Origin of the sequence: Paenibacillus guangzhouensis (assembly GCF_009363075.1) — a bacterium.
GTDB classification, from domain to species: domain Bacteria; phylum Bacillota; class Bacilli; order Paenibacillales; family Paenibacillaceae; genus Paenibacillus_K; species Paenibacillus_K guangzhouensis.
In genome coordinates, this window is record NZ_CP045293.1 from 5,212,501 (window position 1) to 5,234,190 (window position 21,690).

Annotated in this window: 18 protein-coding genes and 1 other RNA gene (1 of these 19 only partly in view); 4 read left to right on the plus strand and 15 right to left on the minus strand. The window is 48.3% G+C overall.

Going from position 1 to position 21,690, the window contains the following annotated elements; genetic code table 11:
• The 10 genes from dnaX to rpoE form a co-directional block, all read right to left on the minus strand.
• A protein-coding gene (gene dnaX / locus GCU39_RS23470; protein ID WP_152395680.1) for a DNA polymerase III subunit gamma/tau crosses the window boundary here: on the minus strand, positions 1–1,631 show its 5' portion. Its footprint begins 145 nt before the window's first position; the window shows 1,631 of its 1,776 coding nt (coding positions 1–1,631); its start codon is at positions 1,629–1,631; its stop codon lies off the left edge, out of view.
• Positions 1,632–1,793: 162 nt separating this feature from the next.
• The gene (locus tag GCU39_RS23475) at positions 1,794–3,284 is read right to left on the minus strand and encodes an ATP-binding protein (RefSeq protein ID WP_321575605.1); all 1,491 of its coding nucleotides are present in this window, start codon (positions 3,282–3,284) and stop codon (positions 1,794–1,796) included.
• 144 nt (positions 3,285–3,428) lie between these two features.
• Positions 3,429–3,696, minus strand: an RNA gene (ffs, locus tag GCU39_RS23480) — signal recognition particle sRNA large type.
• A gap of 137 nt (positions 3,697–3,833) precedes the next feature.
• Positions 3,834–4,031: a 50S ribosomal protein L31 gene (gene rpmE / locus GCU39_RS23485; RefSeq protein ID WP_152395681.1), complete on the minus strand. Its 198-nt coding sequence runs from the start codon at positions 4,029–4,031 to the stop codon at positions 3,834–3,836.
• 129 nt (positions 4,032–4,160) lie between these two features.
• Complete coding sequence (locus GCU39_RS23490; RefSeq protein ID WP_152395682.1) at positions 4,161–5,429, minus strand: radical SAM family protein; 1,269 nt, start codon at positions 5,427–5,429, stop codon at positions 4,161–4,163.
• 30 nt (positions 5,430–5,459) lie between these two features.
• On the minus strand, positions 5,460–6,809 hold the full coding sequence (gene rho, locus GCU39_RS23495; protein ID WP_152395683.1) for a transcription termination factor Rho: 1,350 nt from the start codon (positions 6,807–6,809) through the stop codon (positions 5,460–5,462).
• Positions 6,810–6,919: 110 nt separating this feature from the next.
• On the minus strand, positions 6,920–8,185 hold the full coding sequence (locus GCU39_RS23500; RefSeq protein ID WP_152395684.1) for a UDP-N-acetylglucosamine 1-carboxyvinyltransferase: 1,266 nt from the start codon (positions 8,183–8,185) through the stop codon (positions 6,920–6,922).
• A 297-nt stretch (positions 8,186–8,482) separates the two neighbouring features.
• Positions 8,483–8,863 carry a response regulator gene (locus GCU39_RS23505; RefSeq protein WP_321575606.1) on the minus strand — a complete coding sequence of 127 codons (381 nt, stop codon included), beginning with the start codon at positions 8,861–8,863 and terminating at the stop codon, positions 8,483–8,485.
• A 130-nt stretch (positions 8,864–8,993) separates the two neighbouring features.
• Positions 8,994–10,595 (minus strand): CTP synthase, encoded by a 1,602-nt coding sequence (locus GCU39_RS23510; RefSeq protein ID WP_152395686.1) that lies wholly within the window; start codon positions 10,593–10,595, stop codon positions 8,994–8,996.
• A 404-nt stretch (positions 10,596–10,999) separates the two neighbouring features.
• Positions 11,000–11,569, minus strand: coding sequence for a DNA-directed RNA polymerase subunit delta (rpoE, locus tag GCU39_RS23515; RefSeq protein ID WP_152395687.1), 570 nt, complete (start codon positions 11,567–11,569; stop codon positions 11,000–11,002).
• Between the two features lie 248 nt (positions 11,570–11,817).
• Between rpoE and GCU39_RS31640 the strand changes: the two genes are divergently transcribed.
• The 3 genes from GCU39_RS31640 (at position 11,818) to GCU39_RS23525 (ending at position 13,785) form a co-directional block, all read left to right on the plus strand.
• Positions 11,818–12,069, plus strand: a complete 252-nt coding sequence (locus GCU39_RS31640; RefSeq protein ID WP_193726597.1) for a hypothetical protein — start codon at positions 11,818–11,820, stop codon at positions 12,067–12,069.
• The gene (locus GCU39_RS23520; RefSeq protein ID WP_152395688.1) at positions 12,063–12,296 is read left to right on the plus strand and encodes a hypothetical protein; all 234 of its coding nucleotides are present in this window, start codon (positions 12,063–12,065) and stop codon (positions 12,294–12,296) included. Before GCU39_RS31640 ends, GCU39_RS23520 begins: the two co-directional genes overlap by 7 nt.
• Before the next feature lie 349 nt (positions 12,297–12,645).
• Entirely contained in the window at positions 12,646–13,785 is a 1,140-nt protein-coding gene (locus GCU39_RS23525; RefSeq protein ID WP_152395689.1) for a S8 family peptidase, read from the plus strand.
• A 116-nt stretch (positions 13,786–13,901) separates the two neighbouring features.
• On the opposite strand, the gene argS is transcribed toward GCU39_RS23525, so the two are convergent.
• From argS to speE, 5 genes are all read right to left on the minus strand, one after another.
• A complete protein-coding gene (gene argS, locus GCU39_RS23530; RefSeq protein WP_152395690.1) occupies positions 13,902–15,587 on the minus strand; it encodes an arginine--tRNA ligase in 1,686 nt (561 codons plus the stop codon).
• On the minus strand, positions 15,574–16,020 hold the full coding sequence (locus GCU39_RS23535) for a YwiB family protein (protein WP_152395691.1): 447 nt from the start codon (positions 16,018–16,020) through the stop codon (positions 15,574–15,576). The genes argS and GCU39_RS23535 overlap by 14 nt, the downstream gene beginning before the upstream one ends.
• Before the next feature lie 157 nt (positions 16,021–16,177).
• Positions 16,178–17,392: a GGDEF domain-containing protein gene (locus GCU39_RS23540; protein WP_152395692.1), complete on the minus strand. Its 1,215-nt coding sequence runs from the start codon at positions 17,390–17,392 to the stop codon at positions 16,178–16,180.
• Between the two features lie 108 nt (positions 17,393–17,500).
• A complete protein-coding gene (gene speB / locus GCU39_RS23545) occupies positions 17,501–18,370 on the minus strand; it encodes an agmatinase (RefSeq protein ID WP_152395693.1) in 870 nt (289 codons plus the stop codon).
• A 16-nt stretch (positions 18,371–18,386) separates the two neighbouring features.
• A complete protein-coding gene (gene speE / locus GCU39_RS23550; RefSeq protein WP_152395694.1) occupies positions 18,387–19,214 on the minus strand; it encodes a polyamine aminopropyltransferase in 828 nt (275 codons plus the stop codon).
• Between the two features lie 313 nt (positions 19,215–19,527).
• Between speE and GCU39_RS23555 the strand changes: the two genes are divergently transcribed.
• Positions 19,528–21,618, plus strand: coding sequence for a transglycosylase domain-containing protein (locus GCU39_RS23555; RefSeq protein WP_227793311.1), 2,091 nt, complete (start codon positions 19,528–19,530; stop codon positions 21,616–21,618).
• The last annotated feature ends 72 nt before the right edge of the window (positions 21,619–21,690 follow it).

Here is a 21,690-nt window from a genome sequence, read left to right on the forward strand (position 1 = left end):
TCGGTGACAACGGAATTCCAGTCCTTCAGCATCATCGTAATTAACTTATACGGTGCGCCGAGCACTTCCTTCATCACACGCTCAATCACGTCGCGGTTGGCCTGTCTTTCTGTTGTCTCCCGATGGATCGTATTTTTAAAACCTACGAGTACAGCATCCTCGGTCGCAGAAACAGGCTCCCCATCCATGAACCAAGCATGTATGGTGACCTTCTCTTCTTTGACTCGTTGCAACACTCGACCCCACTGAGACCGAATCTGCACGAACGAGGCCGTGTCCTTCCCGGCAATGTACAGATCCATCTTGGGTGGTATCTTCGCAACAATCGATGTGCGATTCGCTGAACTCGCTCCCCCTCGTCCCGAATTGCCTCGGGAAGAAGAGCTCTCAGCATTCGTCGCAGCGGCACCTGCACCTGACTGCAACAGTTGCTCCACTCGTTTCTCGAGCGTTGCGACTTGTTGTTCTAACTGCTTGATTAATGCGACATCCGCAGTACTCATGGACGCAGCCGCCGATGATTTCACACCACCCGCAGGTGCTCCATCATGCATGGTGCAAATTTTAAGCATCGCCACTTCGAATAGTGTCTGCGGATTCGTGGCATATTTCATTTCCACTTGGTATTGATTCAAGATTTCGATCGTTCGAAATAGCTGCTCCGCTTGGAACGCTTCGGCAGTTACTCGGATCCGTTCTGAGTCCATCAAGCGTTCAGTCATACCATCTGCATGCGGGACCATCTTGACCATCAATAAATCGCGAAAATAATAAATAAGATTCTCTACACACTTGTCAGCACTCTTCCCATCTTGCATGAACCCCTCAATCGCCGTCAAGATATATGCAATATCATGTCGACGTATAGCTTCTGCCAGATCAGCAAATTGGTCGGAAGGAATACCGCCTGTAATATCCATCACTTGTTGGTAGGTAATCTGCCCATCCGTAAAAGATGCCGCCTGATCAAGCAAGCTTAGCGCGTCACGCATCCCGCCATCCGACAGCCTAGCAATATAAGATAGAGCATCTTCCTCAGCAGAGACACCTTCGCGCTCACATATCTTCTGCAAATGTTCGACTTGTTCCTGCAAAGATACACGACGAAAATCGAATCGCTGGCAGCGCGACAAAATTGTCGCTGGCAGTCGATGCGGCTCAGTCGTCGCTAGAATAAACATGACATGTGCCGGAGGTTCCTCTAGCGTCTTTAGCAGCGCATTAAACGCTTCTGTTGTTAGCATATGGACTTCATCGATAATATAAACCTTGCACCGCACTTCGGTAGGAGCATATTTGACCTTTTCCCTCAGGTCTCGAATTTCATCTACCCCACGATTCGATGCAGCATCGATTTCCACTACATCCATAACAGATCCAGCTGTAATGCGGATACAAGCATCACAGGTGTTACAAGGCTCTACATTCGGTCCATGCTCACAGTTGATCGCCTTCGCCAATATTTTTGCAGTACTCGTCTTACCTGTCCCGCGTGGGCCGCTGAACAAATAGGCATGGGAATACCGCTGTTCGCGCAGCGCGTTCTGAAGTGTCTGAATAATATGTTTCTGTCCCACCATGTCTTGGAACGACTGCGGTCGCCAAGCACGATATAACGCTATATGAGCCATCGCAGTTACCTCTTTCAACATGTCGCTGTACATTAGCTATATTACCACAACATTATCAATGTTTTCGAATACTTCGTCCTCAATAGGAGGATTGATCACATTATACTACATCAACTTCCGCAAAAAAATAGCCCTTCTCCTTGGAAAGGGCACCGTTTCATGCTAAGCTTCTAATTTTCTCGGTACAGTCTCGCCATGATAGGGAATAGACACGGTAAATGTCGTTCCGAATCCTTTGGAGGAGACACGAATAACGCCGCCGATATCATGGATGATACGTTGACAGATCGATAGTCCGAGTCCAGTGCCTTCTTGTTTGGTTGTAAAAAATGGATCGAAGATTTTGTCGATCATAAACGCCGGAATCCCTGGACCTGTATCATGAATCTCAATGCATATGCGTTGCGCCGAATCCGTCCGAACGGAGATGGATAGCAATCCGCCGTCCACCATCGCTTCGATCCCATTCTTACATATATTGAGAAATACCTGCTTCAAAAGTTCGCGGTCGGCAACAATCTGCGGTACGGGACCTGTGTCATCGAAGACGACGGCTACATCGTACAGAATGGCTTCATTACTAACGATTGGCAGCATTTCATTGATGATGGTATAGACATCAACAATGTCATACGACACGTGCTTAGGCTTGCTGAGTAGTAAAAACTCACTCACTAAATCATTAATTCGGTTCAGCTCATTCAGCATGATCTCCGTATACCCATGCTCCTTCTCCAAGCCTTTATCCTGCATCGTCTTCTTGAACATCTGCAGGAATCCCTTGATCGAAGTAAGTGGATTGCGAATCTCATGTGCTGTCCCCGCGGCGATCTGCCCAATCATCGCAAGACGATCACTTCGATTCACTTGCTCCTCTAAGGATCTAAGATTCGATACATCCTTGAAAATTACATAAGCTCCAACGATGTCGCCTTCCTCATCCCTTAGCACGTTCGAATCCATAAGTAGCTCGTACCGGTCCTGATTATTCATCCAAGACATCGCGTGATTACGTACAATGACGCCATCTAAGATGGCACGTTGAACCAATTGATGCTCTAACGGCATGCCATAAAAAATATCATGCATCGGTTTGTTCATGACATCTTCGCTCTGAATCCCTAGAATTCGGCATGCCATGTCGCTAATCTCGACCAGATTAAAATTGCGGTCCATAATAATAACGCCGAGGTTCACATCACGTATGAATGCGCCTGAAAACTGCTGCAGAAGACTTAATTCGCGCATATTCCGTGTATGACTCATAATAATCGAGTGCATGGACTCTCCGTCCAATTGCACGGACAGAATGGTCATATCCGCCTTGATGACATCGCCATTCTTCGCTTCGGCATGGATCCTGAAATACGATTGATGCTTATGCATCTGTTCATGAAAGCGAGTTACAAGCTCCCCGATCGAATAGGATTCTACAAAAAATGTCTGTACGGACTGGCCCAATACATCTTCAATGTCATAACCCAGAACCTTGGCAAAAAGTCCATTACAGCACCTTACCACGCCACCCTGATCAACAAGGAGAGCCAACATATGAGGGAGTCTGTCCACGTAATACTTATAGGTTTCCCTAGTAAAGTCTAACCCTGGCGCAATGAACTCTGACATCATACATTCACCCCGATACTTTAACATGACATATTAACCCTTTGTTTGTTTATATTCGGTTCGAATTACATTTTTCCTTCTTTTGTCAAAAAGAACCCCAAAACAACCCAAAAAACAAAAAAACACCATTCGTAACTTACGTTACGCTGGTGTTCTATTCGTTAAGGTGTACCGTGCACCTGTCTCCGATCGTTGCGATCCGAGTGGCACCCTTACATAACAACTCAGGTCAGGCTGCCCTCCGGCACATGGAACCTCCTACTTATGGCTGCTTCCTTCCGGACCTGACCAGGTTCATAGACATCCATTGCGGAGGACCCGACCGTCAACATCGCATGTAAAGACCAAACCTCACATCGACAAGACCTCGGACAGGAATTCAACCTCGCTGTAGCGGATTGCGAGTTACAGGGCACCGCTGCCTCCCCATCTAGCACGGTAAAAACAAGTATAGCTCATATCCGAATAAATCGCAACCTTTGCGAAAATTTAGCAAATACCGACGCTTGTTAAATAACAAAAAAACTCCCTGACTCAGAAAAGAGCCAGGGAGGTTCTTGATAAAACGACTGGAAATTAGATGCCGTATTTCTTTTTGAATTTATCGACACGACCACCAGCATCCACAAATTTCTGCTTGCCAGTGAAGTGCGGGTGACAGTTGGAACAAATCTCAACGCGAAGGTTTGGCTTCACGGAACCTGTTTCAAATTCATTACCGCATGCGCAAGTAACTGTGGTGATGTGATACGTCGGCTGAATCGCTTGTTTCATCGAATTCACCTCTTTCCGCCCTGGGCTCTTTGCGACCCCAGAGTATATTGACACAATAGAAGCATTATAGCATGTTGTCACATGGACTGCAATACAAAAAGAACTGGACGCATCGTCCTTATATTGGGCTTAATTCGCGGCCTGTTTGCGACGATATTGCACGGGTGGAACATGTGTATACGAACCAATCACGACGTCTGGAAGCTCTGCTTGGTAAATCTCAAGCATTTGCTTCATCCCGAGAATTTCACCTTGCGCCGGAGGAATTAATTCCAAATAACTCTCCGGGTCGATGTTCAAATTTCGCATCTGAATAAGACGCAAATTCGTACGACGAGCGAATTCGATCATCGCTTCGACTTCTTCTTCCCGATCCGTCACGCCTGGGAAAATCAAATAGTTAATCGATGTGTATACCCCTTGGTCTGAGGCGTACTTCAAAGATTTCTCGACATTCTTCAACGTATAGCCGCGCGGTTTGTAATATGCATTATAGTGATCGTCAAGCGCACTAATCGTACTCACGCGCATGAGATCCAGACCCGCATCAACAATGGCGCGAATATGGTCTGTTAGTCCAGCATTCGTATTAATGTTAATATAGCCCATCTGTGTCTGCTGTCTAACTTCCTTTATCGCTTCGACAATAATCTTCGCTTGTGTCGAAGGTTCCCCTTCGCACCCTTGTCCAAAGCTAATGATGGACTCCGGTGTTGTCAGGTGCGTCAGCATGACCTGCGAGACTTCTTCCACCGTTGGTTTGAAGTTCATCCGCGTCTGCGGCGCAGGGAATCCACTATCGTCCGGTTGCTCCGAGATACATCCATAACATCCTGCATTACAAGAGAAGGATACAGGAACGCCTCCTTCCCAACGGTTCAAGAACGTGTTCGAAGAGGTCAAGCATTCATACCCTAATGCACAATTGGATAAATGCTGGTATAACCGGTTCTCCGGATACTTCGTCGTAAGTCGATCCACTTGGATTTTCAGCTCATCACGGTCACAATTCATCGGATTCCACTGTTCTGGATCATCCGTCTTATGCGCCGTAACATAGAAGGCCCCGTCTTTCCAGACGACGGCCGAATAACCGAATAGCGGCAGCTTCTCTTCCTTATTCGTCTTCACGTAACTCGGAATACATAGACGGGTAAATCCTTGCGGTAGAAGTGCGCCCACGGCATTCACATTCTCTTGCAACGCGACCATCTCACCCGTATCCGGATCGAGCCCGATCGGACGCGTAAACGGCAGGCTAACGAGCGTAGCGCCATCCGGCAGCGGAATTAACTCATCCTCTAATATCTCAACGATCATGTCCGCACTACGCGCTAATGCGTGCAATTCGGGGTGATCATATACATTGCCTTGCTCATCTGCGTACACCAAATACATCGTGCTGCACTCCTATCTATTCAAACGAAATCACATCGATCTCCCACTACCGCTACCTACCGATGAGGAGGCAGTCGATGCTGTCCGAGCTGTTCGACGTGGCGCCGATGAACTGGACGAGCTGCTGCCCGCGGTTGGATTCAAATCCAAAGTAGCGAGGAATTCTTCATTCGTCTTCGTTTTACCGATTTTTCTCAAGAAATTATCTACAAACTCCATCGACTCGTTCATGTTCTTACGGATAGCCCATACTTTGTCGAGCGCATCCTTCGTCATGAGCATTTCCTCACGGCGTGTGCCTGAACGGCGAATATCAATGGCAGGGAAAATACGTCTCTCAGCCAATTTACGGTCCAAATGAAGCTCCATATTGCCTGTACTTTTAAATTCTTCATAAATGATATCATCCATACGTGAACCGGTCTCTACAAGCGCTGTAGCAATAATGGTCAAGCTTCCGCCTTCTTCCACATTACGAGCAGATCCGAAGAACCGCTTCGGTTTGTGGAAAGCAGCTGGGTCGATACCACCGCTAAGCGTACGGCCAGATGGCGGCACAACAAGATTATAAGCGCGCGCAAGACGCGTAATACTATCCATGAGGATGACGACATTTTTCTTATGCTCAACCAGACGCAGTGCGCGTTCTAACACAAGTTCCGACACTTTAATATGATTCTCAGGCAATTCGTCGAACGTCGATGCGACCACTTCACCTTTTACCGAACGCTGCATATCCGTAACTTCCTCTGGACGCTCATCAATCAACAGAACAAACAGTTCGATTTCGGGATAATTAGTAGAAATACTGTTGGCAATTTCTTTGAGGAGAAGTGTTTTACCTACTTTGGGAGGAGCTACGATCAAGCCACGTTGTCCAAGTCCTACAGGTGCCAAAATATCCATAATTCGAGTCGAGAGATGCGTTGGGGATGATTCAAGAACAACCTTCTCTTGCGGATAAAGTGGGGTTAACGCTGGAAAATGTAGTCTTTCTGCCGCCGTATCAGGACTCTCACCATTAACCGCATTCACTTGAAGCAGTCCGAAATAACGTTCGTTCTCCTTCGGCGGTCGACACTTACCGGATACTAAATCGCCCGTCCTTAGATCAAATTTGCGAATTTGTGAGGCGGAGATATAAATATCCTCCGCACTCGGCAAATAGTTAATCGGACGAAGGAAACCGAACCCTTCCGGTAAAATCTCGAGCACGCCTTGCATAAACATAAGTCCGCCCTTTTCAGCTTGTGCTCGCAAAATCGCAAAAATTAATTCTTTCTTCTTCATTTGCCCGTAATAAGGAATCTGGTACTGCTTCGCTAACTTATATAACTCCGTTAGCTTCATTTCTTCCAAATCAGAAATTTGAAGATCCATTCATTTAACCACCTATTCCATTAATAAGTCCGATATTAAAGTAGACTAGCTTATAAACTCTTAAATTGAAACAAAATCTATCTTATTAGTATTCCCGAGAAAGCAGCTGCTTATTCAGCAGGAACGAGCGTCTCGCGCCAGACTTCGGCCCCCAAATTTCGAAGATTCTCTACGAGATTGTCATAACCCCGATCGATGTATTCTACACCGGTAATCTCCGTCACACCCTCTTCAACCGTCAGCGCGGCAATCACGAGGGATGCACCTGCACGCAAATCGGTCGCCGTTACTTTGGCTGCATTCAGCTTGCTTCCTTCAATGATAGCCGAACGCCCTTCGACGCGGATTCTCGCACCCATCCGGAGCAGCTCAGGGACATTCTTATATCGATTGCTATATACGTAATCAGTCAACATGCTGACGCCGCTCGCTTGAGTGAGCAAGCTGATCATCGGTGATTGTAAATCCGTCGCAAGCCCCGGATAGACAAGGGCCTTCACGTCAATATTCGTGTAGTTCGACCCGCCAGTGACGCGAATGGATTCATCCATCTCCTCAATACCTACACCCATCTCTTGCAGCTTGGCTGTCAGTGCTTCCATATGCTTCGGAATCACGTTGTCGATTAACACATTGCCTCGTGTTGCCGCCGCTGCGATCATATAGGTCCCTGCTTGAATGCGATCGGGAATGATGGAGTGTCTGCATCCACGCATCGTCGGAACGCCTTCGATTCGGATTGTCTCCGTTCCCGCACCTTTGATCTTCGCACCCATTGCATTGAGCAATGTCGCTACATCAATAATTTCAGGCTCTTTGGCCGCATTCTCAATGACAGTAATGCCTTTGGCGCGCGATGCAGCCAGCATGATATTAATGGTTGCCCCCACACTCGCTACGTCTAGATAAATCTTCGCACCGCGAAGCTCTTTGGCGTATATATGAATCGAGCCATAATCGTTCGTCACCGTCGCACCTAGCGCCTCAAAACCTTTAATGTGCTGATCGATCGGGCGCGGCTCAAAGTTACATCCGCCAGGCATACCGATCGTTGCTTCACCAAACCGTCCCAACATGGCACCCATGAGATAATAGGAAGCACGCAATTTCTTAACCGGACCATTCGGCATAGGAATGGATTTCAACTCCGATGGGTCAATAGCCACTTGATTGCCTGAGAGTCTAACCTTCGCTCCAAGCCCTTCTAGAATTTCGGCATAGGTCGCTACATCGCTAATCAACGGCAAATTATCTAAAACAACTTCTGTCTCACCTAAAATTGCAGCAGGAATAAGCGCGACTGCACTATTCTTAGCCCCGCTTATTTGTACTGTTCCACGCAGCGGACGTCCGCCGCTTATCATTAACTTCTCCATAGAGTCAGAAATCCTCCTATGTATGTTCCAATTCATAGAAATGAGAGAAAAAAAGCTATAAACAAGAAGAAACGACTTCATCGTCCATCGAGGAGGATTAGCGTTTCTGCGAAATGTATAAGGAAGGACATCATTAAATGATGATTTTTTCACACGTATCTATGCCAGAGCATATCTCATAAATGATCGTTATCTCAATAAGAAATGATTTACTATTACCCGAGTATTATACCACAAACAGGAACGAAATAGTAAACATGCTTCCACACCAAATAAAAACAGGACCAAGCGGTCCTGTTAAGAAGCATGTATTCCGTCCCGAAGCTGCATATTTACTGCGATTCGGATCTCATCAATATCGAACGGTTTGGTGAAATGCATCAGCGCTCCGAGATCTGTCGCCTCTTTGACCATGTCTAATTCACCATAAGCTGTCATCATGATCACTTTAAGGAACGGTTTGATCTGCTTAATATGTTTCAAGATTTCAAGACCGTCCATTCCCGGAATCTTCATATCAAGCAATACCATATCCGGCTCTTCCTTGCTAACAATTTCTAGCGCGAGCTTCCCGTTCGCTGCCTGAAAGGTCTGATAGCCTTCGCTGCCGAAAACCTCCATGAGCAATACGCGGATCCCATTCTGATCATCAACAATTAATACCTTCTTCTTCTCCAAACGATTCCCTCCCAAGAGCAACCAGGCGAATATATGGATCATGGATACGGTCCTCTGAACTTGATACCCGTAACTATATTCGCGGAATATGTCCGAATTCCTTCCTACTCTTGGAAAAAACGTAAAAATATTAGCGTTGTACCTTCAGCGCTGCCTTCACAAACTCACGGAATAATGGCTGCGGACGGTTCGGACGTGAGATGAATTCCGGATGGAATTGCACCGCTAAGAACCAAGGATGGCTTGGCAGTTCCACGATCTCAACCAGACGTCCATCTGGCGAAGTACCCGAGATAACCAGACCTGCACGCTCGATCGCTTCACGGTACTCATTGTTGAACTCATACCGGTGGCGATGTCTCTCATACACCAACTCGTCGTTATAGCACTGATGTGCAAGGGTATTATCTTGCAATTTACAAGGGTATAATCCAAGGCGCATCGTGCCGCCCATATCTTCAATGTCTTTCTGTTCCGGAAGCAAGTCGATAACCGGATAATCCGTTGTCGGATTGATCTCCGAGCTGTTCGCGCCTTGCAATCCTGCCAGGTTACGAGCTACTTCGATCACAGCAACCTGCATCCCTAAGCAGATTCCGAAGAACGGAATTTGTTGTTCACGTGCATAACGGATCGCCGAGATTTTGCCTTCGATACCACGATCGCCAAATCCACCCGGAACCAAAATCCCTTGCACACCGCTCAGGTACTCGTCTACATTGCTCTCTGTCAATTCTTCTGCGTTCACCCAACGGATCTTCACATCGGAATTCGCATCGAAACCAGCGTGAGACAAGGATTCTACAATACTGAGGTATGCATCATGAAGCGCGACATATTTACCAACAATGGCAATTTCAACATTATGTTGAAGCTGCTTCACGCGTTCAACCAACTTCTCCCAATCCGTCATATCCGGAGGCGTAGTCGTTAATTTCAAATGATTCACAACGATATCGTCCAGACCTTCGTTGCGAAGGTTAAGAGGTACTTCATACAATGTTGACGCATCGCGGCACTCAACAACCGCATTCGCATCGATATCGCAGAACAACGCAATTTTACGTTTCGTATCTTCGGAAAGCTCATACTCTGTACGGCATACGATCACGTTCGGTTGAATACCGATACTGCGCAATTCTTTGACGCTATGTTGTGTTGGCTTGGTTTTAATCTCACCCGCAGCCTTAATATATGGAATCAATGTACAGTGGATGTACATCACGTTATCACGGCCAATATCGCTCTTGATTTGACGAATCGCTTCAAGGAACGGCAAACTCTCGATATCCCCCACAGTACCGCCGATCTCTGTAATAACTACATCAGATCCAGCTTCACGGCCAGCACGGAATACGCGGTCTTTAATTTCATTCGTAATGTGCGGAATAACTTGAACTGTTCCGCCTAAGTATTCCCCACGACGCTCTTTGGAAATAACGGAAGAATACACTTTACCTGTTGTCACATTGCTGTTCTTCGACAAGTTAATATCGATGAAACGCTCATAGTGTCCAAGGTCTAGATCTGTCTCTGCGCCGTCATCCGTAACGAATACCTCACCATGCTGATAAGGGCTCATGGTTCCTGGATCCACGTTGATGTACGGATCAAATTTCTGAATTGTTACTTTTAACCCTCTGTTCTTAAGCAATCTGCCAAGAGATGCCGCGGTAATCCCTTTTCCTAAAGAAGATACAACCCCGCCCGTCACGAAAATATATTTTGTCACAATCCATACCCTCCTAAACATTTAAAACAGAGCCTAAGCTCTGTCTGACACTGCTACAAAAAAAGAAAAATCCCCTGCGAATCGTTAGTATTAGACTAACCTAATTCACCAAAAAACTTGATAAAAAAAACAAAAAAGTGACTCCCGTAGCCACGGGGCACTTTTCATTCAATCATATATAAATTGCAAAATAAATCTTAAGCCCGAAAAATAGTTTACTCTGTCCCAAGTCCCATGTCAAGTGACGTCACAGACTTTCTAAGAAGTGGATCTTTCGTTCCAAAATCCCCGTTCTTCGTTGCCCAATTTGGAGTCATACAATGGGGTGACAAAAGAAGAGGCCCGCTGTACAGCGAGCCCACTTGTCCGCGAAGACACAAAATTCAATCTACAGCTGTAGACTGTTATTTGTCATCCTCTTCATCTTCTTCGAAGTCGTCAAATTCATCTTCTTCGTCACTGTCTTCCTCGGATTCCTCTTCACCAACGAGTTCCTCGTCATCCATGACAGCTTCATCATCCACTTCGGCGTCTTCTTCTTCATCACCGTACATCTCATCTTGATCTTCATCAATACGATCGAAGTCTTCTTCGTCCGAAGCATATGAATCTTCTTCGTCCGCAAACAGTTCATCGTCATCCATCATGTCATCGTCATCATCATTGATGATACGCGGACGTTTGGAGTTCGTTACTGGATCTTCCGAACGTTCGATTGGGTACCAACGCTTCAGGCCCCATAGATTCGTTCCAACGCATGCAAACCGACCATCGATGTTAATCTCCGTGTACAGTTGCGCGATAACTTCCTTGATCTCATCTTCCGATAGACCTCTTAATTTAGCAACTTCATTCATCAGATCCCGGTAATAAAATGGGTTGTTCGCAGCTTTTAAGATTTCAAAAGCAAGATCCACCATCGGAATCTCGTGCACTTTCTCAGGATCAATTTTTAATTGAAACGGGGTGCTCATTGAAGGACACTTCCTCTCTCACAATGTTCACAACATATAAACATTCTTCTATAACATATCCATATCAAACATAAGTAAAACCTATTTAGGATAAAAATGCAAGCTTGGCGAGGGGAGGAGTTTCTGGGAGGAAAAAGATTGAGAGATGAACGATAGATGAACGGCGGAAGAAGAAGGGCAGATGACAAGGGGGGATGCATGAGGGAAGATGCAATGAGGGAAGATGAACGAGGGCTGCTGGACTGGGGGTGTCGGCTTTCGTCGCTGTTGTCTCCCGGAAAACTTGGATTGGACGAGGCGGTCGATGTTTTCCGGGAGACAAAGGCGAACGTTGCACTCTGCAGCCGACACCCCTCATTCCATTCGCTGCGTTCATCTCCCTCTGGCGCCCCCTCGCCTTCGCTTGTGGGGCGGCGCAAGGAGATGCTCATGCGCTTCGCGCGCATGAGCGCTCTGGGGAAGGGCCTCGCTGGACTGGCTTGACGCCATCCCAATGGTGAGGAACAGATTAAACTACAGCGGTGCGATACAAGAAGGTCCTCCCGTGCTCAGGGAGGACCTTCTTGTGGTGCTGATATGTACTGTCGATTATGGGTCGGTTAGATCCATCGCGCAGTTTCAAGCTTTTTTGGGGTTAAAGGTTGTAAAAGTTAAACCGAAGGTAAAAAATGAGCTTTCAGCACCGAGAAAATTGAGTGAAGGCGAAGAAGGAGGATACGGAGTGTAGGCGAAACCTACATGAGTACCGGACTTCGAGTCTGAACTCAAGGTTCGATGCCGAAATACCTCCAGTCAATCATCGTGATCAAAATCCGATTATTTACTGTCGTTGAAGAGGATTGCGAAGGGGGGGTGCCCTTCGCAGTGACTGTATCCGCCTGAAGAAACAAGGGGTTTCTCCACAGGCCTTGTATCTCATAAAGAACCCTGTTAGGCTCTCCCTTCATACTATGTCCCCGGGAACGCTTTGACACGAAAGATGGCCTATTTCTTTTAAAAAAGGCATGTTACCCAGTCCCTCTTTTCTAGCCAATCATACAATACTGCAACATGGTTAGTCAGGAGGGGACTCCAAATTGGACTACTCAACATTTCTACAACTGCTGCACGACGAAATTGCACGGGGGGGCGGCTCCCAGAAGAAACAAATCATCCGCTTTGTCCATGTCCGCGACTTCAGAAAATGCCTGACACTTTTCAAGAAAATGAAATCCTCTCTTGCCATGCTGAGCGCGGTTCAACCGTCAAGAATTATTCAGGCGATGATCTGTCCTGCCATCTCAGAATCGAAACTGAGCCTGTTCAAAAACGACATCTTCATCGAAGAAGATATGCGAGTCATGAAAGTCCACGCAACCGCACACAAAAGCGTGCAGTGGGATCATGGCATCCCTTGGGGCGTCCAGCATATCCGCGCCCCGCAAACTTGGTCTACCACTACAGGGCACCGCATCCGCATCGGTGTCATTGATACCGGCGTCGATTATCGGCACCCGGATCTTCGTCATTCCGTCATGCGTGGCATTAACCTGCTCAACCGCAACATGCTGCCGCATGACGATAACGGCCATGGTACCCACATCGCCGGAACGATCGCTGCCGCCAACCAACTGAAAGGGATCATTGGGGTGGCGCCTCGTGCATTAATTCATCCCGTCAAAGCCTTCGATCACAACGGTTCAGCCTATGTGTCCGATATCATTCTCGGGATTGATTGGTGTGTTCGAAATCGAATGCATGTCATCAACATGAGCTTCGGTATGAAATCCAGCAGTAAAGCGCTGCTGAATGCGGTCGTCAATGCCTACAACGCAGGCGTCGTGATCGTTGCCTCCTCTGGCAACGACGCCAAACGCAAAACAGTCGATTATCCTGCGCGGTATCCGCAGACGATCGCGGTAGGCGCCACGAATCGGCAGCACCGTGTCGCCAAATTCAGCAATCGCGGCCAATATATCGATATCTACGCGCCTGGCGACAAGATCGTCTCCTCGTGGCTCCGCGGGAATTACAATGAGATGAGCGGCACCTCGATGGCGACATCGCATGTCAGCGGCGCGATTGCGCTCCTGCTCGCGCAGAGACCAGGTCTCTCGCCGAGCGAGATCAAGGCGCTGCTGCGCCGCTCGGCGACAACCATTCGCGGGCGCCGTCCGCACAGCAAGGCGCCCGGCGAAGTCGACGCGCTGCGCCTGCTGCGCGAGGCGGAGCGCTAGACGCGAAGCAGCCCCACCGCAAGCGAACGTTCTCGCTTGCGGTGGGGCTGCTCGTGCTGCTCGCGCACGCGGCCACAGGCCGTGCGCGTTACAGCTGCGCCAGAGCGCGCATGTGCCTACATGCGCTCCGGCGCGGACACGCCAACGAGGCGAAGCGCGTTGGCAATAACCGTGCGCACCGCGCCCAGCAGGGCAAGGCGCGCTTGCGTAACAGACGCGTCTTCGACGATGACGCGTTCTGCTTTGTAATAACTGTGGAACAGCGAAGCCAGTTCATACACGTAACGAATGATCCGGTGCGGTGCATACCCTTGCGCTGCTACCGCGATCTCTTCTGGAAGCTCGCCCATCTTGCGCAGCAAATCATATTCATGCTCTGCTGTAAGCTTCGTAAGGTCTACTTCAGACAACGGCAACACGGCAATCCCCTGCTCTTCCGCTTGACGGAAAATACTGCACACGCGTGCATAAGCGTATTGTACATAGAATACCGGATTTTCGTTCGAAGTCGAAATCGCGAGATCCATGTCGAAGTCCAGATGCGAATCCATCGAGCGCATCGTGAAGAAGTAACGGATCGCGTCTACGCCAACTTCATCCATCAAATCTTCCATCGTCACGGCTTTACCCGTACGCTTCGACATCTTCACCTTCTCGCCATTCTGGAACAAGCTAACCATCTGAGCAATCAATACCGTCAGCTTCGCAGGATCGTTACCTAGCGCTTCCATCGCTGCTTTGACGCGTGGAATATAACCATGGTGGTCCGCTCCCCAAATGTTGATCATTTGGTCATATCCACGAGCATATTTATTCCGGTGATAAGCAATATCCGGTGTCAAATACGTATACGTACCGTCGTTTTTCACCAAGACGCGGTCTTTATCATCGCCGTATGGCGTTGTACGAAGCCAAGTTGCACCCTCTTCTTCGAACACTTGGCCTTTTTCTTTCAATTCCTCTAGCGACTCAATTACAGCACCGGTCTCATACAGGGAAGTCTCACTGAACCACTCATCGAAATGGACTTTGAAGCGACCTAAGTCGCGTTTGATCTTATTCAATTCCTTCTCAAGTCCGTACGCACGGAAAAATTTCGTACGCTCCTCATCGGATAACGACAACAAGCTGTCGCCTTTCTCCGCAACCAACTCTTTTGCAAATCCTTTGATATCCTCGCCGTAGTAGCCATCCTCAGGCATTTCGGCATCCACGCCAAGCTCCTGCTTGTAACGAACTTCAATCGATTTGCAGAGATTCACGACTTGGTTCCCTGCATCATTGATATAGTACTCGCGCGTGACGTTATAGCCAGCGAAATCAAGCACATTGCATAACGCATCACCTACAGCCGCGCCGCGTGCATGGCCAAGGTGCAAGCTGCCTGTTGGGTTCGCACTGACGAACTCCACCTGTACCTTCTTGCCTGCTCCTGCGTTGACACGACCGAAGCCGTCACCTTGCGCCGCAACTTCGGCAATGACCGGGTACAAATAATTTTTGTTCAGACGGAAGTTAATGAACCCTGGTCCTGCAATCTCCGCACTCTCGATGGATGCGGTGTTCTTATCCAGATTCGCGATAATCGCTTCAGCGATTTGACGCGGGTTCTTCTTCGCAATTTTCGTTAATTGCATGGCAGCATTCGTCGCAAGATCCCCATGGGTCTTGTCCTTCGGCACTTCGATGACGAAGGCTGGCAGTTCTTCTCTCGTTACGAGACCTGCAACGATAACCGCTTCACCAACCGCGTGCTTCACGGCATTATTTAACTTTTCCAATACACTTTCATTCTGACTCATGATCCGGATCCTCCTGTATCGTTAAACTCACTTTGAATTGTCCTGTGCTCTCTTCATGGGCGAACAGTTCATATTCCCACTCCACCGTTCCTGCAACGTCCTGCATGTCGATGCTCAGACGTGAAGTCATTTGCGATAATTGCAATTGAACGAATGGCGAACGATAGAACCCTGGCAACCTATTCCCCATCTGAAAAGATTGCTCCGACTGCACGGCCCCGTGCCTGATCAGCTTAATCGTATCGCCGCCAAGCTTCAAGGTCGTCATCGTCTTCGCAGCCTCGCCTGTAAGCGGCGTATCCGTCAGGATCTCCTCATAGCGAATATAGACATAGCTATCTTTATCAATCCGCTCACCTCGGAACTCCTGGATCGTCTGCTCTTGCTCTTGATCGCTTACGATACGTATGCGCACACGATGTTTCTTCGGCATGACCCACGCTCTCCTGTCACGATGAATTCTATCTCACTACTATACCCAGTTCGTCCCATGAATTCAAACAGTTCCTGACGATTCTGAGCAAAATAACCCAATGCCATAGAAACAAAAACCGCCGAAAGGCTCTCTGCCTCACAGCGGTTCGAATGATTCAATTCCAGCCCATGCGCCGAGGGCGATGGCCAGCGTCCCTAGCCTGCATCACCGTAACGCGATTCCGCCCAGCTGTCTTCGCGGCATACAGCGCTTGATCTGCTTCATCCATCACTTCGTGCATATCTTCAATCGTGTGCACACGATCCCGATTACAGCTTGCAAGCCCGAAGGACACGGTAATGAACGCACTTTGCTGCGTAGGCAGCGAGAAGAGGTGACCCGCGACGGCTTCCCGAATCTGATTCGCGAGCTTCTCCGACTCCTCGAGCCCACCCGACAAGATCAGGCAGAACTCCTCGCCTCCCATTCGTGCGAGAATATCCTTCTTCGGACAATATTCGGTCAGCAGCTGCGAGAATTGCCTCAGCACTTCATCGCCAGCGGCATGTCCATACGTATCGTTGATGGACTTGAAGTGGTCGATATCCGCGATCATAACCGTATAATCCTGGCTCGTATTCTGCATGCGCTTCACCAGCCGCGCAATCTTCATATGCAGCGATCGCAGATTGTCCAATTTGGTCAGATAATCCTGCATGGCATTGCGCTGAAAATAAACATACATCTCCAATGATCGAATGACATAATGCATGATGAAATACACCACAATCGCTACAACCAGCATTGACCCCATGAACAGCAGCAGCTCCTCGAGCCCCATGCCCTTTAGCATAAAGAACCCGGATTGCAGCAGAATCGTCGTTGTACTGATTAACGCCCACCGCCATTTGCGATCCAAATCAAGCCGCAACCCGATCCATGTAATCGCGAAGACAAACAGGTCAATGCAGGTTAACTCTTCCGCGATGCGGAGGTTCGGATCTACCAGCCAGCGAACCACCGTGATGCATGCCAGTGTGGTCCACCCTGCGACAGCTCCCCCTCCGTACAGAGAGATAAAAATAAAATAAGTTCGAAGCCCGATCGTCAACGCGTCGATAAAATGGAAATCATCGAAATCCGTAGTCGTAAGAACACTGAGCAGCACCGTAACGCTGGCTAGCACCCCGCCAATGAATCCGAATAAGACGCGATAGCGCCTCGGGGGACGCGAGATGTACACCGCCGATATTTTTTTGAATAATAGACTATATATCACAATAAAAGCTGCGAGCAGTAAAATGAAGTTAAGCACAATGCTTGCTGAGTTCACAAGAATGAATTTCCTCACTGGATCAATGTCCACGATTGGAAAATCGACTACGTACACGTGTCACCCTCCTCTAAGATGTGATCTCAGTATACCGTATGGAGAATGATGGTGTAATACAAGAAGGCCAGGTAATAGTTGTAAATTCACTATCCCTGGCCTTTATCCTTATTTTACGAAACCGAGCAGCATTTCACGAATGACTTTGGCTGCAACGATCTGTGTCTGTTCTGTTGGATCATAGGCTGGAGCGACCTCCACCAAATCACAACCTACGACATTTACGTTAGAGCGAGCGATGGCATGCACAGCATCCAGCAATTCCTTGGACGTGATGCCTCCTGCTTCTGCTGTACCTGTTCCTGGCGCAGCCGAAGGATCGAGCACGTCGATATCAATTGTTACATAGACAGGACGTCCTGCAAGCTCTGGCAATACTTTTTTGAGCGGCTCAAGCACTTCGAACGGGTGGAAATTGATGTTCTCGCGTGCATATTGGAACTCTTCACGGGACCCGGAACGGATACCGAATTGGTAAATGTTCTTACCGCCGATCAGACCTGCTGCTTTGCGAAGCGGTGTCGAGTGCGACAATGGCTCGCCTTCGTAGGATTCGCGAAGGTCAGCGTGCGCATCGAAATGGATGATCGCAAGGTCTGGATATTTCTTGAAGACTTCTTGGAAAATCGGCCAAGAAACCAAGTGCTCTCCACCCATGCCAATCGGGAATTTGTCGTCAGCAAGTAACTTTCCAACATACTCACCAATGATATCTAAGCTGCGCGCTGCATTACCGAAAGGCAAGAGCAAGTCGCCAGCATCAAAATACGTCATGTCTGTAATGCTCTTATCGAGATAAGGGCTATATTCTTCTAATCCAATCGATACTTCACGAATACGGGCCGGGCCAAAGCGCGAACCTGGGCGGAAACTAACGGTGAAATCCATTGGCATGCCGTAAATGACAGCCTTTGAGTTCTCGTAATCATCCGAACTGCAAATAAATACATTACCGGAGTAAGCTTGATCTAGACGCATCGCTTCTGTCTCCTCCTTATTTGCACAGGTCTTCTACAAATTTCGGCAATGCAAACGCCGCTTTGTGTAAGCGTGGGCTGTAGTATTTGGTGTCGATTTCTGGAATTTGTGTCTCATCCACTTCAAGCGGATCGTATTTCTTGCTTCCCATCGTAAATGTCCACAGACCGCTTGGGTATGTCGGCACGTTCGCAGCAAAAACGCGAACAATTGGGAAAATTTCTTTCACATCTTTGTTGACCTTCTGGATCAAATCAGCTTTGAACCAAGGGTTGTCCGTCTGAGCAACGAAGATTCCATCTTCCTTGAGCGCTTCGAAAATACCTTGGTAGAATCCGCGCTCGAACAATGGCGCTGCAGGGCCTACCGGCTCTGTGGAGTCAACCATAACTACATCATATTTATCCTTCGCTTCATGGATGTGCATGAAACCGTCGCCTACGATAACTTCTACGCGAGGATTGTCCAGTTCTCCGGCGATCTCCGGCAAATATTTTTTCGAATATTCAATGACTTTACCGTCGATCTCAACCAAAACAGCTTTCTCCACTTGCGGGTGCTTCAATACTTCACGAATCACGCCACCGTCTCCGCCGCCAACAACTAGCACATGCTTCGGATTCGGATGCGTATACAACGCCGGATGAGCGACCATCTCATGATAGACAAACTCGTCTTTAATCGTTGTCATGACCATGCCGTCCAAGACAAGCATGCGTCCGAATTCTTCCGTATCGATCATCGCCAAGTCTTGAAAATCCGTTTTTTCTGTTACAAACGTTTGTTTCACTTTCGCTGTAATCCCGTAGGATTCCGTTTGTTTCTCCGTGTACCACAATTCCATCGTAGTTAGCCTTCTTTCTTCTCGTAGATTAATCGTTTAGGGACGATTACGTATCACGCTCTTTCCCATGTTTTTTTGAAATATAAGAAAGGATTCTTATACTTCGCGAAGAAACGCTCCTCCCTGACGGGTTGAAATCGCTTCTTCTTAGGACAAGAAGTATTATAATAAAACTTACCAAAAAAGCAACAGTAACCTCGCCAGAATCTAAAATTTAATATTTCGGACACGAATGAATACGACTTTCTAACTTTTTCCATACTAAGGATTAGGTGGAATTCACCCAAGATTGGAACAAGAAAGGATGGAAGGTATGTCGCGACATCAGGCGAGAAAATCACAGTCCCGTGCGGCCCATGCCAAATCAAAGCCATCGCGTCCGATTCGTCTATTGAAACGTCTCGGAGCGGCTGCATTATTCCTATTCCTGCTCCTCCTCATTGGCATCGGTGGCTTGCTCATCTATCTGCGCGCCGATTCCCTACCAGTCTCCTCAATGGGACTCGCCTCCAAGCTTGTGGATCGCGAAGGGCAAATCATCGGTTATTTTCAACCCCAGACTGGAATATCCCGGCGTCCGGTTGGTCCCTCCGATATTGCGTCAGATCTCGTCCACGCCACGTTATCTGTCGAAGATCGTAATTTCTATCATCATATTGGATTCGACATCAAGGGGATGGCTCGCGCGCTGCTTGTCAATATTGAGCATTTGGAGACGAAACAAGGCGCCAGCACATTAACACAGCAATTAGCCCGCAATTTGTATTTGAGTCATGAGCGCACATGGACGCGTAAAGCGAAGGAAGCCATGTACACGATTCAGCTCGAAATGAACTTTAGTAAAGATGAGATTCTGAATCAATATTTGAACAATATCTATTATGGACATGGCGCGTACGGAATTGAACCCGCAGCAGAGCTGTATTATGGCAAGCCTGCCAAGCTACTTACGCTCGCGGAGAGTGCGATGCTCGCCGGCATTCCGAAGGGACCTAAATATTATTCCCCATTTCGCGATATGAAAAATGCCAAAGATCGGCAGCGCACGGTTCTCCTCGCCATGGTCGATTGCGGATACATTACGAAGCAGCAGGCAGACGCAGCATATCATGAGATGCTGAAATTCAAGCCGCTGGAGACGCCGCAAGAAGGCGAGATTGCGCCTTATTTTCGAGATTATATCCGTAATGTCGTAACTGATAAACTTGGATTCGAAGAGTCGCTGCTGGCCGAGGGAGGCATTACGGTCTATACCACGCTCGATCTGCATGCGCAGCAAGCGGCAGAACAAGCCATCGCGAAGCAAATCCCGGCGGATTCGGATCTACAAGCCGCTCTAGTCTCCATTGATCCGCGCAGCGGCTATGTCAAAGCGATGGTCGGCGGAACACGCTATAAGACCAATCAATACAATCGTGTATTCGCGAATACACGGCAGCCTGGCTCGGCCTTTAAGCCGATTATGTATCTGGCCGCGCTTGAAACCAATCAAATGACCAGCATGTCCCGGTTCAAGAGCGAGCCGACGCTGTTCCATTACGATGAGAATCGTAAAACGTACGAGCCGAGCAATTACGGCGGCAAATATTTCGGTGAAATTGATATGCGTCGGGCGATTGCCGTATCTGACAACATCTATGCCGTCAATACGATTATGAAGATCGATCCGCTCAATGTCGTCGAAATGGCAAGGAAGATGGGTATTGATAGTGCGCTGAAGCCTCTACCGTCACTCGCACTCGGCACTTTCCCAGTTAGTCCGTTCGAGATGGCTTCCGCTTACGCGGTCATTAGTAATCAAGGCGAACGGGTTGAACCCATCGCCGTCCTGCGAATTACCGATGCCAAAGGAAATTCCATCTATGAAGCGCCTGCTCCTCAGCGCACGCAGGTCACGGATGCCGCGCATACGTATGTCTTAACGAATCTGCTCGAGAGTGTCTTCGACAGCGGAGGAACTGGAAATCGGGTCTCGTCGCTGATGAAGCGCCCCGTTGCGGGCAAGACGGGTACAACGGATACGGATGCATGGCTCGTTGGTTATACGCCTGAGCTCTCCACTGCGGTCTGGGTTGGTTATGATCGCGGGAAAATGATTCATGCCGTTGATGCCCATAAAGCAGCCCCGATCTTCGCGCAATTCACAGAAGAAGCGCTGCGTAATGTGCCGCCGAAGATCTTCCCGATCCCTGAAGGCATCGTCAACGTGTATATCGACCCGCAGACAGGCCAGCTTGCGACCACCGCATGTCCGGACAAGCGGCTGGAAGCCTTCGTTGCAGGCACGGAACCAACTGAATCCTGCAGCGCGCATCACGGAGAAGAGACGAAGCAAGAAGGAACAGAGTCTTCACCGCAGCACCGCTCCTGGTGGCAGGACGTCAAACGTTGGTGGACAGGGTAAAATAACCGCCTGATGTAGCATTCGGCGGTTCAAGAATATAAAAAGAGACAGCAAAATCCATTTCGGATTGCT

Coding starts and splice junctions, on each gene's coding strand:
- rho (WP_152395683.1), bottom strand. CDS start 6,809: ATGGATCTTCAAATTTCTGATTTGGAAGAAATGAAGCTAACGGAGTTA.
- GCU39_RS23475 (WP_321575605.1), bottom strand. CDS start 3,284: ATGTTAAAGTATCGGGGTGAATGTATGATGTCAGAGTTCATTGCGCCA.
- rpoE (WP_152395687.1), bottom strand. CDS start 11,569: ATGAGCACCCCGTTTCAATTAAAAATTGATCCTGAGAAAGTGCACGAG.
- speB (WP_152395693.1), bottom strand. CDS start 18,370: ATGCGTCTAGATCAAGCTTACTCCGGTAATGTATTTATTTGCAGTTCG.
- GCU39_RS23500 (WP_152395684.1), bottom strand. CDS start 8,185: ATGGAGAAGTTAATGATAAGCGGCGGACGTCCGCTGCGTGGAACAGTA.
- argS (WP_152395690.1), bottom strand. CDS start 15,587: ATGAGTCAGAATGAAAGTGTATTGGAAAAGTTAAATAATGCCGTGAAG.
- rpmE (WP_152395681.1), bottom strand. CDS start 4,031: ATGAAACAAGCGATTCAGCCGACGTATCACATCACCACAGTTACTTGC.
- GCU39_RS23535 (WP_152395691.1), bottom strand. CDS start 16,020: ATGCCGAAGAAACATCGTGTGCGCATACGTATCGTAAGCGATCAAGAG.
- GCU39_RS23555 (WP_227793311.1), top strand. CDS start 19,528: ATGTCGCGACATCAGGCGAGAAAATCACAGTCCCGTGCGGCCCATGCC.
- GCU39_RS23520 (WP_152395688.1), top strand. CDS start 12,063: ATGGTGAGGAACAGATTAAACTACAGCGGTGCGATACAAGAAGGTCCT.
- GCU39_RS23490 (WP_152395682.1), bottom strand. CDS start 5,429: ATGTATTTGGTGTACGCAGATGAGCAAGGCAATGTATATGATCACCCC.
- speE (WP_152395694.1), bottom strand. CDS start 19,214: ATGGAATTGTGGTACACGGAGAAACAAACGGAATCCTACGGGATTACA.